The 15,981-nt window shown below is 51.8% G+C and carries 13 protein-coding genes and 1 tRNA gene; 5 read left to right on the forward strand and 9 right to left on the reverse strand.

The window, feature by feature from the left end; all coding sequences use genetic code 11:
* Nucleotides 1–22: 22 nt before the first annotated feature.
* The 3 genes from PsAD37_RS24110 to PsAD37_RS24120 all read right to left on the reverse strand — a co-directional run bounded on the left by PsAD37_RS24110 (nt 23) and on the right by PsAD37_RS24120 (nt 1,877).
* On the reverse strand, nt 23–973 hold the full coding sequence (locus PsAD37_RS24110) for a CsgG/HfaB family protein (RefSeq protein WP_057465680.1): 951 nt from the start codon (nt 971–973) through the stop codon (nt 23–25).
* Between the two features lie 15 nt (nt 974–988).
* A complete protein-coding gene (locus PsAD37_RS24115; protein ID WP_208992058.1) occupies nt 989–1,456 on the reverse strand; it encodes a curli assembly protein CsgF in 468 nt (155 codons plus the stop codon).
* Between the two features lie 344 nt (nt 1,457–1,800).
* Nucleotides 1,801–1,877: transfer RNA gene (locus PsAD37_RS24120), tRNA-Ile, on the reverse strand.
* 206 nt (nt 1,878–2,083) lie between these two features.
* On the opposite strand from PsAD37_RS24120, the gene PsAD37_RS24125 reads away from it, so the two are divergent.
* From PsAD37_RS24125 to PsAD37_RS24135, 3 genes are all read left to right on the forward strand, one after another.
* Nucleotides 2,084–3,166, forward strand: a complete 1,083-nt coding sequence (locus PsAD37_RS24125; protein ID WP_063298305.1) for an AI-2E family transporter — start codon at nt 2,084–2,086, stop codon at nt 3,164–3,166.
* A 125-nt stretch (nt 3,167–3,291) separates the two neighbouring features.
* Nucleotides 3,292–4,047 (forward strand): SIMPL domain-containing protein, encoded by a 756-nt coding sequence (locus tag PsAD37_RS24130; protein ID WP_063298306.1) that lies wholly within the window; start codon nt 3,292–3,294, stop codon nt 4,045–4,047.
* A 501-nt stretch (nt 4,048–4,548) separates the two neighbouring features.
* Complete coding sequence (locus PsAD37_RS24135) at nt 4,549–5,988, forward strand: MFS transporter (RefSeq protein WP_208992059.1); 1,440 nt, start codon at nt 4,549–4,551, stop codon at nt 5,986–5,988.
* Nucleotides 5,989–6,138: 150 nt separating this feature from the next.
* Here the strand turns inward: PsAD37_RS24135 and PsAD37_RS24140 are convergent, their stop codons facing one another.
* Nucleotides 6,139–6,390: a hypothetical protein gene (locus tag PsAD37_RS24140; protein ID WP_063298242.1), complete on the reverse strand. Its 252-nt coding sequence runs from the start codon at nt 6,388–6,390 to the stop codon at nt 6,139–6,141.
* A 280-nt stretch (nt 6,391–6,670) separates the two neighbouring features.
* Nucleotides 6,671–6,997 (reverse strand): hypothetical protein, encoded by a 327-nt coding sequence (locus tag PsAD37_RS27940; protein ID WP_084408091.1) that lies wholly within the window; start codon nt 6,995–6,997, stop codon nt 6,671–6,673.
* A gap of 587 nt (nt 6,998–7,584) precedes the next feature.
* Between PsAD37_RS27940 and PsAD37_RS24150 the strand changes: the two genes are divergently transcribed.
* Complete coding sequence (locus PsAD37_RS24150; protein ID WP_063298244.1) at nt 7,585–8,325, forward strand: carbon-nitrogen hydrolase family protein; 741 nt, start codon at nt 7,585–7,587, stop codon at nt 8,323–8,325.
* Between the two features lie 145 nt (nt 8,326–8,470).
* On the opposite strand, the gene rpoD is transcribed toward PsAD37_RS24150, so the two are convergent.
* The 3 genes from rpoD to PsAD37_RS24165 all read right to left on the reverse strand — a co-directional run bounded on the left by rpoD (nt 8,471) and on the right by PsAD37_RS24165 (nt 13,918).
* On the reverse strand, nt 8,471–10,582 hold the full coding sequence (gene rpoD, locus PsAD37_RS24155) for an RNA polymerase sigma factor RpoD (protein WP_063298245.1): 2,112 nt from the start codon (nt 10,580–10,582) through the stop codon (nt 8,471–8,473).
* A gap of 538 nt (nt 10,583–11,120) precedes the next feature.
* Nucleotides 11,121–13,091: a DNA primase gene (gene dnaG / locus PsAD37_RS24160; protein WP_063298246.1), complete on the reverse strand. Its 1,971-nt coding sequence runs from the start codon at nt 13,089–13,091 to the stop codon at nt 11,121–11,123.
* Between the two features lie 182 nt (nt 13,092–13,273).
* Nucleotides 13,274–13,918 carry a GatB/YqeY domain-containing protein gene (locus PsAD37_RS24165; RefSeq protein WP_342633601.1) on the reverse strand — a complete coding sequence of 215 codons (645 nt, stop codon included), beginning with the start codon at nt 13,916–13,918 and terminating at the stop codon, nt 13,274–13,276.
* A 67-nt stretch (nt 13,919–13,985) separates the two neighbouring features.
* Between PsAD37_RS24165 and carA the strand changes: the two genes are divergently transcribed.
* A complete protein-coding gene (gene carA, locus PsAD37_RS24170) occupies nt 13,986–15,176 on the forward strand; it encodes a glutamine-hydrolyzing carbamoyl-phosphate synthase small subunit (protein WP_063298248.1) in 1,191 nt (396 codons plus the stop codon).
* A 180-nt stretch (nt 15,177–15,356) separates the two neighbouring features.
* Here carA and PsAD37_RS24175 read toward each other — a convergent pair whose 3' ends face one another.
* Nucleotides 15,357–15,806, reverse strand: coding sequence for a MerR family transcriptional regulator (locus PsAD37_RS24175; protein ID WP_208860172.1), 450 nt, complete (start codon nt 15,804–15,806; stop codon nt 15,357–15,359).
* Nucleotides 15,807–15,981: the final 175 nt, after the last annotated feature.

Genomic DNA, 15,981 nt, shown 5'->3' on the forward strand with positions numbered 1-15,981 from the left:
CTGCTGAACATTTTGCAACATCCTAAGATTTCTTATTCGCCCACAGGTTTGACCGTGCTAGTGGAACACTGCCCCGATATGGACCCATATTCGATGGGGGGCGAGCCTTTTTAACCTTTACACGCTGGGTGACCTGTGCCTTCTCAGATGTGTATTCCTGATACAAAGCATTGGCTTGAGCCGGGTTCTCAAAACTCCAGGCTCCAACACGCGCCCCTTCCATGACAATGGAATAAACCGCCTTCTCAATGGCCTGCTGCACAGCAAGGGTGACAGGCTCATTCTTGGTGATGCCAGCTTCGGCTTCTAAAATTTCATCTAAAGCGATGTAGCGGAACGCGCCACCTTTCAACCCGACAGAGACAACGGATTTCTGAACCATCACGTTGGCCATGACTTCACCGGTTCGTGTGCTGACAGCACGCAGCGAAACCGTCACGTCATCCTGCCGGTAATCCGCATTTCCGCCAATGCCCAGATAACGAGCCCCTAATCCGCCTGTTCGGGTGTTGCTATCATACCCGACAACGCCACCCTCAAAAAGAACTCCCGCATAAAGCAGTGGTGGCAGGACCTTCGGATCAACTTTGTCTTCACCCAGATAGATTTTGCGGATCTGCGTAACGATCTGGCGTTCTTTCAGCAAAGCATCAAGATTGCCCCTTTCAACCACACGGAACCATTTGCGATCCCCGGCATCCTGAAGCGCACGAACCAGCATAGTGTCAGCGCCCTGCGTCACAGATCGTGACAGCGTCTGGACCTTGTCAGACGGCTTATACTGGCCTGTCAGATCCTGATAACTGTAGACAGCAGCGTAAATCGGTTCCTTCGGAGCGGGCAGCTTTTTCAGTTTGCTGGCTTGCACCGAAATCGTTGCAAGCTGAGGTCCGGGACTAAATGCCATGCGTGTTACCGGCCCGCAGGCAGACAACGACAACGCCATGGCAACAACAATGGATTTCTTCATCATATCAATAACCTGGCATTAATTTATGGGAGTACTGTCTTGCAGGACAGGAACCGTGATATCGGTAATGGCACCCGTGCTTTCATCAATAATCTGCAGCTGAATGGAATCTGTGCCGCGAACAAACGAAACCTTCTGGTCGCCAAAGCTCACAGTGCCGCTGTCTTTCGGATCATCACCAAAAATCGCCTGGGATACCTGATCCGCCAAAGCATAAATCAGTCGGTTCTGAAGCTGGCGTACAAACAAATCAGCCAGGCTACTGCCAGAACCATCAGCACCGCTACCAGACCCGGAACCATACTTGTTGCTTCCTCCGACAGTCGCAGTTTTCTGGGCATTCGCCGTTGCAAAAAGGTGAGTGGTATTAGCCGCATATCCGCCAAAGCTCGGATTAGTCGGCTGATAAACAAGTTGTTGTGCGTGAGAGGAGCCAACACTGAGGACACACCCCAGCATAAGCCCGAGAGCAGAATTTAGTCTCATAGCAACCCCTAATCTAACGAGGACTTCACGATAAATTTCTGAGAAAGAAAGTGTCAGTTGTATCGATGTAGCTTTGGTATATTAGGGGATTACAATTGTGTCATCTCACGACATATCGAGGTATTAGTTTCTTTTAACAAGGTAAGAACCAAATGATTACTTTAGTTCAATTTCACCTAGCGAATACCTGATAGAAAATATTACCTATAAATTCATGGTGTTATAAATATCAATTCTAATAGAGCCCACACGATTACATCATGCAGATAGCATAAATGCATAACTTGAATGCAAGTTACATCAAGGCAGCCGTTCTAAAAGGGAAATGAACAAGATAGGAAAGGTGGTAGGCCCGGAGGGACTTGAACCCCCAACCAGTCCGTTATGAGCGGACGGCTCTAACCAGTTGAGCTACAGGCCCTTACCGAAGACAGGTTCTACACCAACAACCACGGCTGAGTAAATTGTTTATAGCAGAGAGGGGGGCAGATCCTGTTGAAACTTGGGGATGCGCCTTTTCCCCGGCAGATCAACAGAGCATTCATCACAAAGCTTTATAAATACCTGATTTTAAGAGACTATGTGAAAACTAACAGCTTCCGGCAGCCTGATCCCTTGGAGTGCATGATGCGCCAGCCTCTTATTAAGTTCACCGCCTCTTTGTTCCTTCTTGTCATTATTGGCTGGCTACTCTTCATAGGGCGCTCCCTCATTATACCCCTGATTATCGCATTGGTGCTTTGGTACATTATCAACTCCATGTCCTCTGCCCTGCGACATTTGCCTGTGGTTGGACCGTATCTGCCGCGCCCACTCACCATTTTGCTGGCCCTGTTCGCGATCTTTTATGTCGTCGGCATCCTGTTCAACATTGTCTCAGTCAACCTGCAGCAACTGGCGTTCGACGCACCAACCTATCAGGGGCGGCTGGATGAGCTGCTGCTCAAGCTTGCCAACCAACTGAACATGGAAAAGCCGCTCCAGCTTTCAGACATCCTGCCCAACTTCTCGCTAAGCGCAGCCCTCAGCACCGGAGCATCCGTTCTCACCAGTCTGGCCGGATCCAGCTCACTGGTCTTCATCTACGTGCTCTTTATGATCTTTGAGGCGGCAACCTTTGACAAAAAGCTCGCCGCCCTCTTTGAAGATTCCGACCGCGTACAGCTTGCGTTCGCCATCCGTGGAGAGATTGGTCGTCGCATGCGTCACTACATGGGTATCAAAACCGGTGTCAGCATCATCACCGGTTTCCTCACCTACGGCATCACGTCATGGGCAGACCTGCCTTACGCGGCCCTTTTCGGGTTCATCGCCTTCCTGCTCAACTACATCCCGACCATTGGCTCTCTGATTGCCGTCATCTTCCCAAGCCTGTTGTCACTGGTCTATTTTGACACCCTCACACCATTTATCGCGATTACTCTTGGGCTGGGAGCAGTTCAGTTCATTCTCGGCAATCTGGTGGAACCACGTCTGATGGGCACACAACTTAACATTTCACCCCTCGTTATTATGATCTCATTGAGCTTTTGGGGGGCATTATGGGGCGTTATTGGAATGGTGCTGTGCGTGCCGCTTGTCGTGCTTGCCATCATCATTTGCGCCCAGTTCCCATCTTCGCGCCCCATTGCAATCCTGTTGTCGGGGGATGGCAATGTCGGCGATCCGATAAACCTGGATCATCAAAATCAAACCCGTGAATTGACATGATCACGCCTGAGAGCCGCCGCAATTGTAACTTCTAATTGCATTTCTCGATATTCGGCTGATCAAGAATGACAGTCCGCAGCACGGATCAGGCATCAGCCTCAACAAATTTGAAACTGGAGATTTTAATGCAGAGCGAACAGAAGAAATTGCGTCTTCCAAGTATAAGCGCGCTGGCAGTTGCTGGTCTTGTTGCCGCCGCCCTTGTTGTATCCAGCGGTGTCAATGCCAAGGCTGCTGAACAAACTGGCAAGATCACAATCTCCGGCCAGGGATCGGTCAACGTGGCGCCTGATATGGCGACGCTGGTCTCTCGCGTAATCACACAGGGTGATGATGCAAAGTCCGCCCTTCAGCAAAACTCCGTCACCATGCGCGCCATCCTGCAGGATGTTGAAGACGCTGGCATCGAAAAAAAGAATATCCAGACCACCGGTTTTGACATTTCACCGATCTACGACAACCGCCGCCTCAAAAACAATGAGCCAAAAGCTCCTGAGATTGTTGGCTACCGCGTGCAGAACGGCATCCGCATCAGTCTGAAGGACATCACCAAACTGGGCACCACACTGGACATGCTGGTGCAAAACGGCTCCAACGATGTTGGCCAGATCCAGTTCGGCGTATCCAATCCTGAAAAATATATTGATGAAGCCCGCGAAAGCGCCGTGCAAGACGCGCGCACCAAGGCGGAAACCTACGCGAAAGCTGCCGGTGTTAGCCTTGGCAAAATTCTCAGCATTTCCGAAGCCGGGTACAACCCACGTCCCTACCCGGAAATGATGGGCATGAGAGCTGCAAAAATGGACAGTGCCCCACCAATTGCAGCAGGTCAGGAGACCCTCTCGTCATCAGTTACAATAACCTACGAACTTGTGCAGTAACACAAGCCTCCAATGCAACCTCTCAAAACCCCGCCCCAAGCGGGGTTTTCTTTTTTAAATGCCGACAACCATCATAGCCCGGCAACATGCACGCTCCCACTAGTGCTCCTATATTGGAGTCTGATAGGCTCCACCCCAGACATTCCTCAGTGATGCATACTCTGAAGCCGCCTCACTTCAGAACACCCCACCAAGCACGCAGCATTTTTCGTTGTTTCAGCACCCCAAAACTGCGCAAAGCATCACGTGGACGACCGCCAAGTGTCCACACAAAACCAAGCTATTCAAGTTGTCTTCACATCTGCCGAAAAAAGGACCTCCTCGTGCTGTAGAAAAGCTAAGCCTGCGAAACAAAAGGAACAATCCGCCAATTTATGTTGGGCCAATTTTTGCAGAATCGATTTATCGACGACACACGGCAAAGGGATTTAATAAGAAAATACTTTACTTATTAAATCCTCCGAATTAAACAAAACATATATTTTAAAACAGGCAATACTCATGACCATTTCCAGTCCGTCACAAACAATGGCATTATCGCCCTTCAAAAAGCTAACCATGAATGGTCGCTGGCTTGCATCCCTCATCATGATTTTAGGTGTGGGTTCGGCAAGCATGAACACTTTCCTCTCCTCCGCCATCATGCCAGACATCATCCGCGACCTTGGCGGCCAGCAACGCGCCTTCTGGGTGCTCAGCCTGTTTCAGATTGGCTCCATTCTGGCAGGCACAGTCACAGGATCCCTGAAAGCCCGCATCGGCGCACGCCCTTTATTCATCGCCGCCGCCCTGTCTTTTCTGGTGGGCTCCTTCATCGCTGGCGCAGCTGGCGCGTTGGAGCACTTGCTGCTCGGCAGATTGCTACAAGGTCTGGGTGAGGGCATGATTGTCTCGCTCTGCTACACCTTGATTTCAGACCTCTACCCGGAAGACGCCGTCCCCTCAGTCTTCGCCTTGCTCTCGGGGATTTGGGCAATTTCCGCAGGCATTGGCCCGCTCGCCGCTGGCATTTTGACAGAAAGCTGGTCGTGGCGCGCAGTGTTTTACGCCAACCTGCCGCTGTCGCTCTTGTTGCTTGTGCTGGCAATCACCGTCATCCCCTCCACCACAAGAGACAAAGACCAAACCACTCAATCCACTGACAGGTTAAGCATGTTCCCCCGCCTCGGATTGCTCGCTGTCGCCGTCCTGCTCATCGCCTATGTGGGTGAGCTGCGCAGCCTTCCCCACATCAGTGGTGCTTTAGGTGTTGGCCTGATCCTGCTGTTCCTTGCTGTAAAATGGGATAAGAAAAGCACAAACCCATTCGTTCCGCGCGGCGCGTTCAGGTTCACAGGCATTTTGGGCCTTGGCATGTGGGTCACACTGCTGCTGTTTATCGCCAGCGCTGCCCGTTCTATCTATGGCGCTGCCATGGGTCAGGTTCTGTGGGGTCTTTCCGTCACCGAGGCGTCCTATGCCATGGCGATTACAGCCTTCACATGGACAACCGCTGCATGGATCGTCGCCCGCGTGCAGACACCGCACATACGAACCTATCTGATCCGTCTGGGAACGCTAAACATCATCGCAGGCATACTGCTCACCGCTGTTTCGCTCTACACCATGTCTCTTTGGATATTCTTGCTTTCCGCCGTCTTTAACGGAGCAGGCTTTGGCATGAGCAGCCAGTTCCTGAAAGTGGCAATCATTTACGCTGAAACCGACGATGAGCGCGACAGAGCCTCCGGCTTCATCGGGCCGCTGCAATCCGCAGGCACGGCCATTGGCGCAGCATTAGCAGGCCTTTTGGCAGGCCTCTCCGGTTTCTCCGTTCCCGGCGCGAAAGACTTGATCACTTTGGAAAATGCAGCGCAATCCGGTCCGCTCATGTTCCTCATTATGGCAGCCATTGCAGGCATAGCCGCCCTGCTGGCTTTCAAGATGCCAAGAATGCCCTGATCACACAGAAGGATTAAAAGCATGTGCCGTAAATGTGGAGACAACCCCGGACGCGACCCGCCAACGGTTCAGGCACTTGCCGGTGCCCTTGTTAAAGCGCAGCTGCAAAAAGTGGAATCCAGTTTTTTAGATAAAGATACGGTTAGGAAATCACCGTGGCAGCGGCTGACCCGGTGCAGGTGGCGGTGATCGGCGGAAAGGCTGATCAAAATACTTGTCATGACCACGCCAGCCAATATCGTGCATACGGTTCATCATCGCAAACATCATAATCACGGCAATCACCACAAGAACCAGCAGAGTCGTAATAATCGAAGTCGCAATCACCCACCCCCTGCTCGGCTTCTGCTCAATCGCAGCCCTCAACCCATCCAGCTCACGCCGCATATCTTCCGGTTCCATATCCCTGCTCCTTAGACTGCACATCCTTACAAGTCAGACCTCGGACAAGGACACGCATAAAATCGATACGCAATCCTCGCAGAAAACCCACAAGAGCTGATTGAGAGAAACCTTCAGTTTGAAGCCAAGAACTTCAAGACCACAAAACCAACGCATCCATATACGCACACAAAAATGCTGGCCTGCGGGCACAATTCGCCCGGCCGCAGACCAGCAGGACACTCATGAAGGGCTGTGCAAGGGTAGTTGAGGCAGCCCTTGAAGTGCCGTTCACAGTGATCTAATCAAGAGACACAGTTTTAGTATTGACCAATGTTGGAGAGGCGACGCTGCGTGTCGCGTGACCGGAAAATCCTTTAGGGAAGGACGTACCAGACAACGCATCAGTTAAAATTCCGCAGGTCTTATCAAGTGCCTCTAGGCGGTTACATAAAGCGTAGTACAAAGTGATTAAAACGTCACGTTCGCAACTGTTCTTCATCCGCTCGCTCAGCACCATATGCTGCATATAAGCAAGGTTCTGAAGATCAGAAACAGCAACGTTCACGTCGTCAATTTCATTCTGAAGAGTATTTGTGGCGCCACAGGCGCATGCAGTGTCGTCCATATTCAAAGCCTTCTTTTCTGGCTGTTGAAGATCCGCGACGACAGACGAGCTTTCGACGGCCCGCTGGCGAGCGGGAGGTTCGAAACCTGGAAAAGACAGGCGAGTTTATTCCCTCCCGAAGGAGGTGTTGTATTCACCGCCCTCCCGCTCATAGCAAAGGGTTTGCGCCTTTGGAAAAAAGGCACAAAAAATCCGCTAGTTGACGGGAGCGGTTACCGCTTTTCAGAGGTTTCGAAGCCTCACATATGAATGTGGAATGGAACCGCTCACCTGTCAACGAAAAGTTGCAACAACTCCGCACCTGTTGCCCTGAGGATACGCTAGTAAGCACCTCACCCCACACCACAGCCCTATATCCCGCAAGCCACACGTCACGCCCCCCACCGCCGTCCTCCCGCACTTGATGCGGGATCTAGAACCACACCCACCAGCGCTCCCCCCACAACTCTGGATACCGGATCTCCGCTGCACTCCGTCCGGCATGACGGAAATACCTTCTTCAGTAGCAGACAAAGCAACCATTTAACCTTGGTGAATTTAGCAGAAGGTTTAATGTCGGGAGCAGATCTCAAGGAAGGGCAATACACGTGTCAACCGTCCGTATAGCAGCAGCACAGGCTCCTGAATTTCTCAATAATCTACCAGCTGCACTACAATTTCTCAGAAAAACCTCTGATCAAGCGAATGCACAGAACGTTCACTTATTGGCTTTCCCAGAAGGGTTTTTACAAGGCTACATCCCCCAAGAAAAACAGGTACGTGAAGTAGCTATTGATCTTGGTTCACCACGTTTTCTCGAGCTGTTGGAGCAGTTTCCCGTCTCAGGGCCGATACTTGTAGTTGGTATGATCGAGAAGGAAGACGAAAAACTATTTAACACATCAATAGTCGTTAAAAATCAAGAATTTGTTGGGAAATATCGGAAACACTACCTTTTACCAAGTGAGGCAGCTTTCACAAAGGGGCTAGATGTTCCAACATTTGAAGTCCAAGGCCTCAAGTTTTCCATAAACATCTGTTATGACTTAAACTTCGCACCTCTCGCAGAACAGGTTGCCCGACAAAACGTGGATCTCATCGTTTGTTGCGCGAATAACATGCTGAAGCATGAAACAGCAGAAAAATACAAATCACTACATAATTCAGTGCGGGGGCTACGTTGCCAAGAGACTGGACTGTGGCTGATATCATCGGACGTTACTGGCAAACGCGAAGGCTATCTGGCACTAGGGCCTACAGCAGTCTTAAACCCCAAAGGTGAAGTTGTTTCACAATTGCCATTGGGACAAGTCGGGTTGCTGGTGTTTGACCTTCCCAAAGTGCTGTAACCCATCGTTTAAGGCGGCATCGGTTTGGTAGTTGGTACATATGAGAATTTCTTACACTCTTACTTCAGTGCCCACTTTCAAAAAACAAAAAAAGCCGGCCTCCTCACAGAGACCGGCTTCTTAATTCTCACATATCCGTAGCAGCTTAGCTGTCCAGGAAGCTCCGTAGTTTGCGGGAGCGGCTTGGGTGTTTCAGCTTACGCAGCGCTTTCGCCTCAATCTGACGAATACGCTCACGAGTAACGGAGAACTGCTGACCAACCTCTTCCAGAGTGTGGTCGGTGTTCATGCCGATACCAAAGCGCATACGCAGGACACGCTCTTCACGAGGTGTGAGCGATGCCAGAACGCGGGTCGTGGTCTCACGAAGGTTCGCCTGAATTGCCGCATCAATCGGCAGGATGGCGTTTTTATCCTCAATGAAATCACCAAGATGGCTGTCTTCCTCGTCACCAATCGGTGTTTCAAGGGAGATAGGCTCCTTAGCGATCTTCAGCACCTTACGGACCTTCTCAAGCGGCATCTGCAGCTTTTCAGAGAGCTCTTCCGGGGTTGGCTCACGGCCAATCTCGTGAAGCATCTGACGAGAGGTACGAACGATCTTGTTGATCGTCTCGATCATGTGCACCGGAATACGGATGGTGCGTGCCTGATCCGCGATGGACCGGGTGATCGCCTGACGAATCCACCAGGTCGCATAGGTGGAGAACTTGTAACCACGGCGGTATTCGAACTTGTCTACCGCCTTCATGAGGCCAATGTTACCTTCTTGAATAAGATCCAGGAACTGCAGGCCACGGTTGGTGTATTTCTTGGCAATGGAGATAACGAGACGAAGGTTCGCTTCCACCATTTCCTTCTTCGCGATACGCGCTTCGCGCTCACCCTTCTGCACCATGGAAACCAGGGTACGGAATTCGGTGATCTCAAGGCCAGTCTCAGTCGCAAGCGTCTGAATCTCGCCGCGCAGTTCGCGGATCATATCGCCGTCATGGGTCACAAACTTCTTCCAACCACGGCCAGACAGGTTTGCAACTTTGCGGATCCAGTTCGGGTCCAGCTCAGAACCCTGATAGTATTTGATGAAGTCAGCGCGGTTCACGCCGTTGCTGTCTGCAAGACGCAGCAAGCGACCTTCATAACCCATCAGCATTTTATTGATGGAGTAAAGCTGCTGAACCAGTGTCTCAATACGGTTGTTATTGAGGTGCAGGCTCTTCACTTCAACAATAATGTCTTCTTTGAGCTTCTTGTAACGACGCTCCTGAGACGGAGACAGAGTTTTGTTAGCCAGCTTGTTTTCAACCAGCTGGTCCTGAAGCTTGCGCAGCTTCTTGTAATCCTCTGTGATCCTGTCAAAGATCTCAACGACCATAGGCTTCAGTTCTGCTTCCATCACGGAAAGAGAAACGTTTGCCTCGTACTCGTCGTCATCGTCATCAGTGGTTTCACCACCTTCTGCAGGTGCTTCACCCGGCGCACCCGAAGCTGCATTAGCAGGCGCAGCAGCGGCAGCACCGTTAGGCTTACGGGCTTCTTCTTCCTTGCGCTTGCGGGCTTCTTCTTTTTCCTTAAGGCGCACAGCCTCAGGAACTTCACCTTCGCCAGCGTTTTCCTGCTCAGAAAGGTCATCATCAGATGGACCGTTCTTGTCATCAGGTCCGGAATATGTTGCATCCAGATCAATAATGTCACGCAGCAGAACCTTGCCTTCGGCCAGCTCCTCACCCCAGATGATAATCGCCTGGAAGGTCAGTGGGCTTTCGCAAAGACCTGAGATCATAGCCTCGCGGCCAGCCTCAATACGCTTTGCAATGGCAATTTCGCCTTCGCGGGACAACAGCTCAACAGAGCCCATCTCGCGCAGGTACATACGCACCGGATCATCGGTACGGTCTGTAGGTTCTTTAGCAGTCGTAGTTTTGGTAACAGCAGTAGAAGAAGCAACAACCAACTCACCGCCGTCTACAGCGGGTGGAGCTTCCTCTTCCTCTTTACCTTCTTCTGCATCTTCCGCCTCAACAACGTTGATGCCCATTTCAGAAAGAAGCGACATGGTGTCTTCAATCTGCTCAGAGCTCACCTGATCAGGTGGAAGAACTTCATTCAGTTCGTCATAAGTGATGTATCCGCGTTTTTTCGCGGACTTGATCATTTTCTTGACGGCGGCGACCGACAAATCCAAGAGCGGACCATCTTGTCCCTCTGCGCCTGCCGGTTCCTGCGTATCTTCAGCTTGTGTCGCCTTCGTCGCCATATTCTGCTCCAAAGTCGCTGGTCGTGCTCCAGCGAACTATCGCGTTACGCAATCAATCACCCCCGTGTTTGGACCACACAGGCGGCATTTGAATCACATTTGACTTTGGGGTTTAACGCAAAGTCCCTTAAACCTGACTTAACCCTGGTATCAAAATGTTTTCACGGAATTGAAAACCCAAAACTCATTCGGGCAAGACTGCTCACCGGCATCCCTACCGTTTTAGGCCGTATCCGGCACATTCCAGGCATCGACAGCGCTGATTATCCGATTATGATATCGCCGCTTTAAAGACATCTAAGGTCTACGGGCGCTCGTATCGACTGTCCGACTTAGTGTATGTAGCCCGCCTTTTGTGATTCGCAAGGGCGATTCGGCATGGTCAATCTGATTCTAGGGGATTTTGGACAGTTCATTGCGTGTTTTTCTGGATAACTTTGAAAAACAAGAGTTCTTCCATCACAATTCTACCTCAAGTTGCGATCACCAGATCCTCTGGGGGGAGCAGATAAACAGACCCGCAATCCCTCCTCTCAGATCAAGCCAGAACAGACCCTTTTGAGGAGCGCATTTTGGCGGCACGCTCTGCCAACTCCTGCTCATCATGAAGGCAATCCTCACGGCGACGAGCCAAATCCTGCGTAAGCGCCTGAAACCGGCCCCAGCTTTCTTCGGTCAGATCCTGCTCCATGGCTCGCGTTTCATGCTCAAGTTCCTGCTCCAACATGCGTAACTCAAGCATATCTGCATAATTCAGGAACAACATCTCCACGAAGTCCTCGGGCGGGTCTTCCTTCAAAACCTGCAGACGGTTGGTCAGCGCATCCCAGCGGCGCAAGGTACTTGCCTTGCTGCCATCGCTTTCAGAGCTCGCACTCACGATGGCTTCCTGCAGGATTTGATAGAACCGTTCATCCAGCTTGTTATAGATCTGCGTCACAGCACCTTCAGCAAGGTCCGTCGCAATCCGAACCAGCGCCGTCATGAACATGGAGTGCAGCTCGTTGGAATACGTCAGCTGCGAAATCCGTTCAAAGTGGCGGTCAAACAGCTCCGGATACATCAGGCACATGGTGCAGAAGCTGCGCTCCACCCCATAAGATGGCGTGTCGGGCGCTTCAACGCGGGCACGGGATGCCCACTCATCATCCGCGCCTTGTTTCTTGTTTCCGCGCCAGCCCTCATCGCGACCACCACCGCCTTTGCCACGGTTTCGGCGGCTCTCCTCGTAAAACAAATTGGAGAGTTTGAGGCGCAAGTCCATCCGATAACGCTTCTGAACGCGCTCATCTTTGATGGTCCCAACCAGATCTTCAACGGCCTTTTCCAGCGCAGCCTTGCGCTCAGGCGTATCAATCCGGGCTTGTTCGCTCTCACGGCGCCAAACCACTTCTGAAAGTGGCAGAGCTTTCTCAATCTCTCCGTACATGGCAGCGGTGCCACCAGCATTAATCACATCATCCGGATCCTGCCCATCAGGCAAAAACGCAAACTGGAAAGACTTACCGCTGGTCAGAACTGGAAGAATACGATCAACCGCTCGGTGGGCAGCAGAGATACCGGCGACGTCACCGTCAAAGCAGACCACTGGCTCATCAGCAAACTTCCAAAGCCGCATAATCTGGTCTTCGGTAAACGCAGTACCCAAACTCGCGACCGTCGCCTTGATGCCAACCTGCCAAAGGGCAATGGCATCCATATACCCCTCCACAACGATCGCCAGCCCGCTCTCATAAGCAGGCTGGCGCGCGCGATGCGCATTAAACAGCATCGTCCCTTTGTGAAAAACGGGCGTTTCCGGTGAGTTCAGATATTTCGGCTGGCCATCCGGGTCCATGGTCCGGCCACCAAAAGCAACCGCCCTGCCCCGATCATCATGGATCGGGATCATCAGACGATTGCGAAATCGGTCATAAGACGGACGCCGGTCCTCGGGTTTAATGAGCAAACCCACTTCAATCAGCTCAGCTTCAGTGACGTCTTTCGCCATCAAAGCCTTCTTCAGATTATCACGTCCCGGAGGCGCAAAACCAAACTGAAACTCATTCAGCGTCTCGGCACTCAAACCGCGCCGCTGCACATACTCTTGCGCAGCGCGCCCGTCAGCAGACTGGAACACATGCCGGAAATAGCGTGCCGCCATCTCACAGACATCGGTCAGAGAATTACGTTTAGCAGCTCGTTTTGCCGCCTGAGGATCGGGCGCAGGCATGGCGATTCCAGCCACACCGGCTAATTCTTCCACAGCTTCGGGGAAACTGAGGCCCTCAGTCTCCATCAGAAACTTGAAATGATCTCCACTTTCACCACAGCCAAAGCACTTGTAGCGGTTGCGGCGCTCATCAACATGAAAGCTGGGAGACTTCTCTGAATGGAAGGGACAACAGGCCCAATAATCGCCCTTTCCGGGCTGCGATTTACGCCGATCCCAGGTTACACGTCGCCCCACCACATCTGTAAGCGAGACGCGGTTGCGAATGTCATCAAGAAAGAGCTGATCGAAACGCATAGTGGTCCAATTTGTCGTAGTGGCCTGAAAGCAGCTGAGCTGGGTATTATATAGCCGTGAAGGCCCCAAGAAGCCAGCAAAACCCCCATTTACGCTGGCTTAACTCAATTTATCGCTTCAGGAAAAAAGAAAAGCCGCATCATGATGACGCGGCGGCCTGTAAGTGCTCCAAAAACGTTGACTTACTGCGGAGCACGCAGCATCTGCTTCACCATACAACTGGCTTTCGCAAAGTCCATCTGGCCCGGATAACGTTCTTTCAACTCAGCCATACAGCGGCCCATATCGCGCAGTCCGCGCGCTTCAACGCACTCGACAACTGTTTGACAAACAAGCTTCATTTCGTACTCGCTGAGCTGAGACGGCAAGAATTCACGGATCATTTCCGCTTCTTCACGCTCTTGCACAGCAAGCTCTACCTTACCGCTCGCTTCACAATGCGCCGCTTCCTGTTCACGCTGGATTAGCATGGTGTGCAGGAGGTCCATCAGCTCTTCGTCGCTTAAGCCATCACGGCCTTGCTCACGAGCAGCCATATCCCGGTCCATAATGGCAGCGGTGATGAGGCGCAACGTGGCGGCACGTCTTTTGTTAGTGTCTTCTTGCGCGGCTTTCAGCGCATTCGCTATTTTGTCTCGCAACATACTAAAGGAACCCTGACGCGGAAACTTTAAAAGAGGCTCTCCAAATCCCGGATAATACGTCTCATCCATCTGATTTGAGCTGATTTCCTGTAACTCGAGCGCTATTATTTCTACACGAGTGATATTGACCAGAGGAACCCCTTCTCCTATGGTCCCGGCCTTGATGCGACTGTGACGCGCCAAAGTCAAGTCCCTTCGGTGCGTTTCAGATGGACGCATACTGTCATCAACCGTATCAAGAAAGCAAGTGATGAAAGCTCAAGACGCGTGGTCAGCACCTAAACCTACCGCCCTCCTCGTTCTCGCAGACGGTACAGTCATTGAAGGCCGAGGCGTTGGAGCTCTTGGAACAGCGTCCGGCGAAGTCTGCTTCAATACGGCAATGACCGGGTATGAAGAGATTCTCACAGATCCTTCCTATGCAGGACAGATCATCACCTTCACGTTCCCCCATGTTGGCAATGTGGGCGCGAACGAAGACGATGTTGAAACTGTAGATATGGAAGGCACGTCTGGCGTACGAGGCGCGATTCTGCGCACCGACATCACCACCCCTTCCAACTATCGCTCTGGCAACCACTTCGATGCATGGCTCAAGGCACGAGGCATTGTGGGCCTGACCGGCGTAGACACCCGCGCATTAACAGCTCTCATCCGCGAAAAAGGCATGCAGAACGCTGTGATCGCTCATAACGCTGATGGTGAGTTTGATGTGGAAGCGCTGAAAGCAGAAGCAGCCGGCCTCCCGGATCTGGAAGGCATGGACCTTGCAAAAGGCGTGAGCACTCAGAAAACCTACGATTGGAACGAAACCACCTGGGATTGGGATGACGGGTTTGGCGCCCAGAACAAACCAAGCCATCACGTGGTTGCTCTGGACTTTGGCGTAAAGCGTAACATCCTCCGCCTTCTGGCAGATGCCGGATGCCGCGTAACTGTGGTGCCTGCAACCACTTCTGCTGAAGACGTCCTCGCTCTCAAGCCGGATGGAGTATTCCTGTCCAACGGCCCTGGCGATCCAGCTGCAACAGGTGAATATGCGGTTCCAACCATCCGTAGTCTCGTGAAGTCTGGCCTGCCGGTCTTCGGTATCTGTCTGGGTCACCAGATGCTCGCGCTTGCACTTGGTGGCACCACCACAAAGATGCATCAAGGCCATCACGGCGCAAACCATCCGGTTCACGATTACACCACCAACAAGGTTGAAATCACCAGCATGAACCATGGCTTTGCTGTGAGTGCTGGCAGCCTGCCCGACAACGTGGAAGAAACACACGTTTCCCTGTTTGACGGCACCAACTGTGGTCTGCGTGTAAAAGATGCGCCTGTCTTCTCAGTACAGCACCATCCGGAAGCGTCTCCAGGTCCACAAGACAGCCACTACCTGTTCTCTCGCTTCATTGAGCTGATTGAGAACCACAAAACACCTGCTGCCGCTTAGAACGCAACGTGCTCTAAGCAAAACGGTACAGCAGAATGAATAAAAGCGGGGTCCAGTACCCCGCTTTTCTTTTGCCTGACTGCGAGCAGAACATGGCCGGAGACACCGCTTAAGCAACGTCAGGACAACAAAAAACCCGGCACCAAGGGAGCCGGGTTCCGTAACTCTTATCAGAAGCAATTAAGCCGCTTCTGTTTCCAGCATGCTGCTCAGTGCATGAGACACACCGCGAACTTCTGCAATCTGTTCTTGAAGCGCTTGCTCCTGCTCATGAAGCAGCTGCTCCTGCGCACCACAAATTTCCTGAAGTTCTTTAAGTTGCTCAGGACGAGGGCTGGAACCCTCAACGAGCTTGATAATACGACGAACTTCTGCCAGCGTCAGACCGATCTTCTTGGCCTGCAAAATGACCCGCATGCGGCTCACATCACGACCTCTGTAGAAGCGGCGTGCTCCACGACGTACTGGGTTAAGAAGCCCCTTCTCCTCATAGAATCGTAGTGTACGCAGAGTGACGCTAAACAACTCTGACATTTCAGAGATTGCGAGCAGTTGACCGTCCCCATCGTCCTCACGAATAGGTCCAGCGATATCCGCAGCGACATCTAGCTTACTAGGAATACTGTTCATTTCCATTTGCCCGGTGGTTTGTATGTTAAACCTTAGAAGAGTTACAAAAGCTCATCATTTCAGCTCCCCACCCGGTGCCTCCATGAATTCCCCTAATAACTTTTGTACTCCCCCACTTCTGTACTAGCTTATGCAGTAGCATTTGATACCCACTCACACTGCGGAAGCTTTTCGA

Origin of the sequence: Pseudovibrio sp. Ad37 (assembly GCF_001623075.1) — a bacterium.
Taxonomy (GTDB): Bacteria; Pseudomonadota; Alphaproteobacteria; order Rhizobiales; family Stappiaceae; genus Pseudovibrio.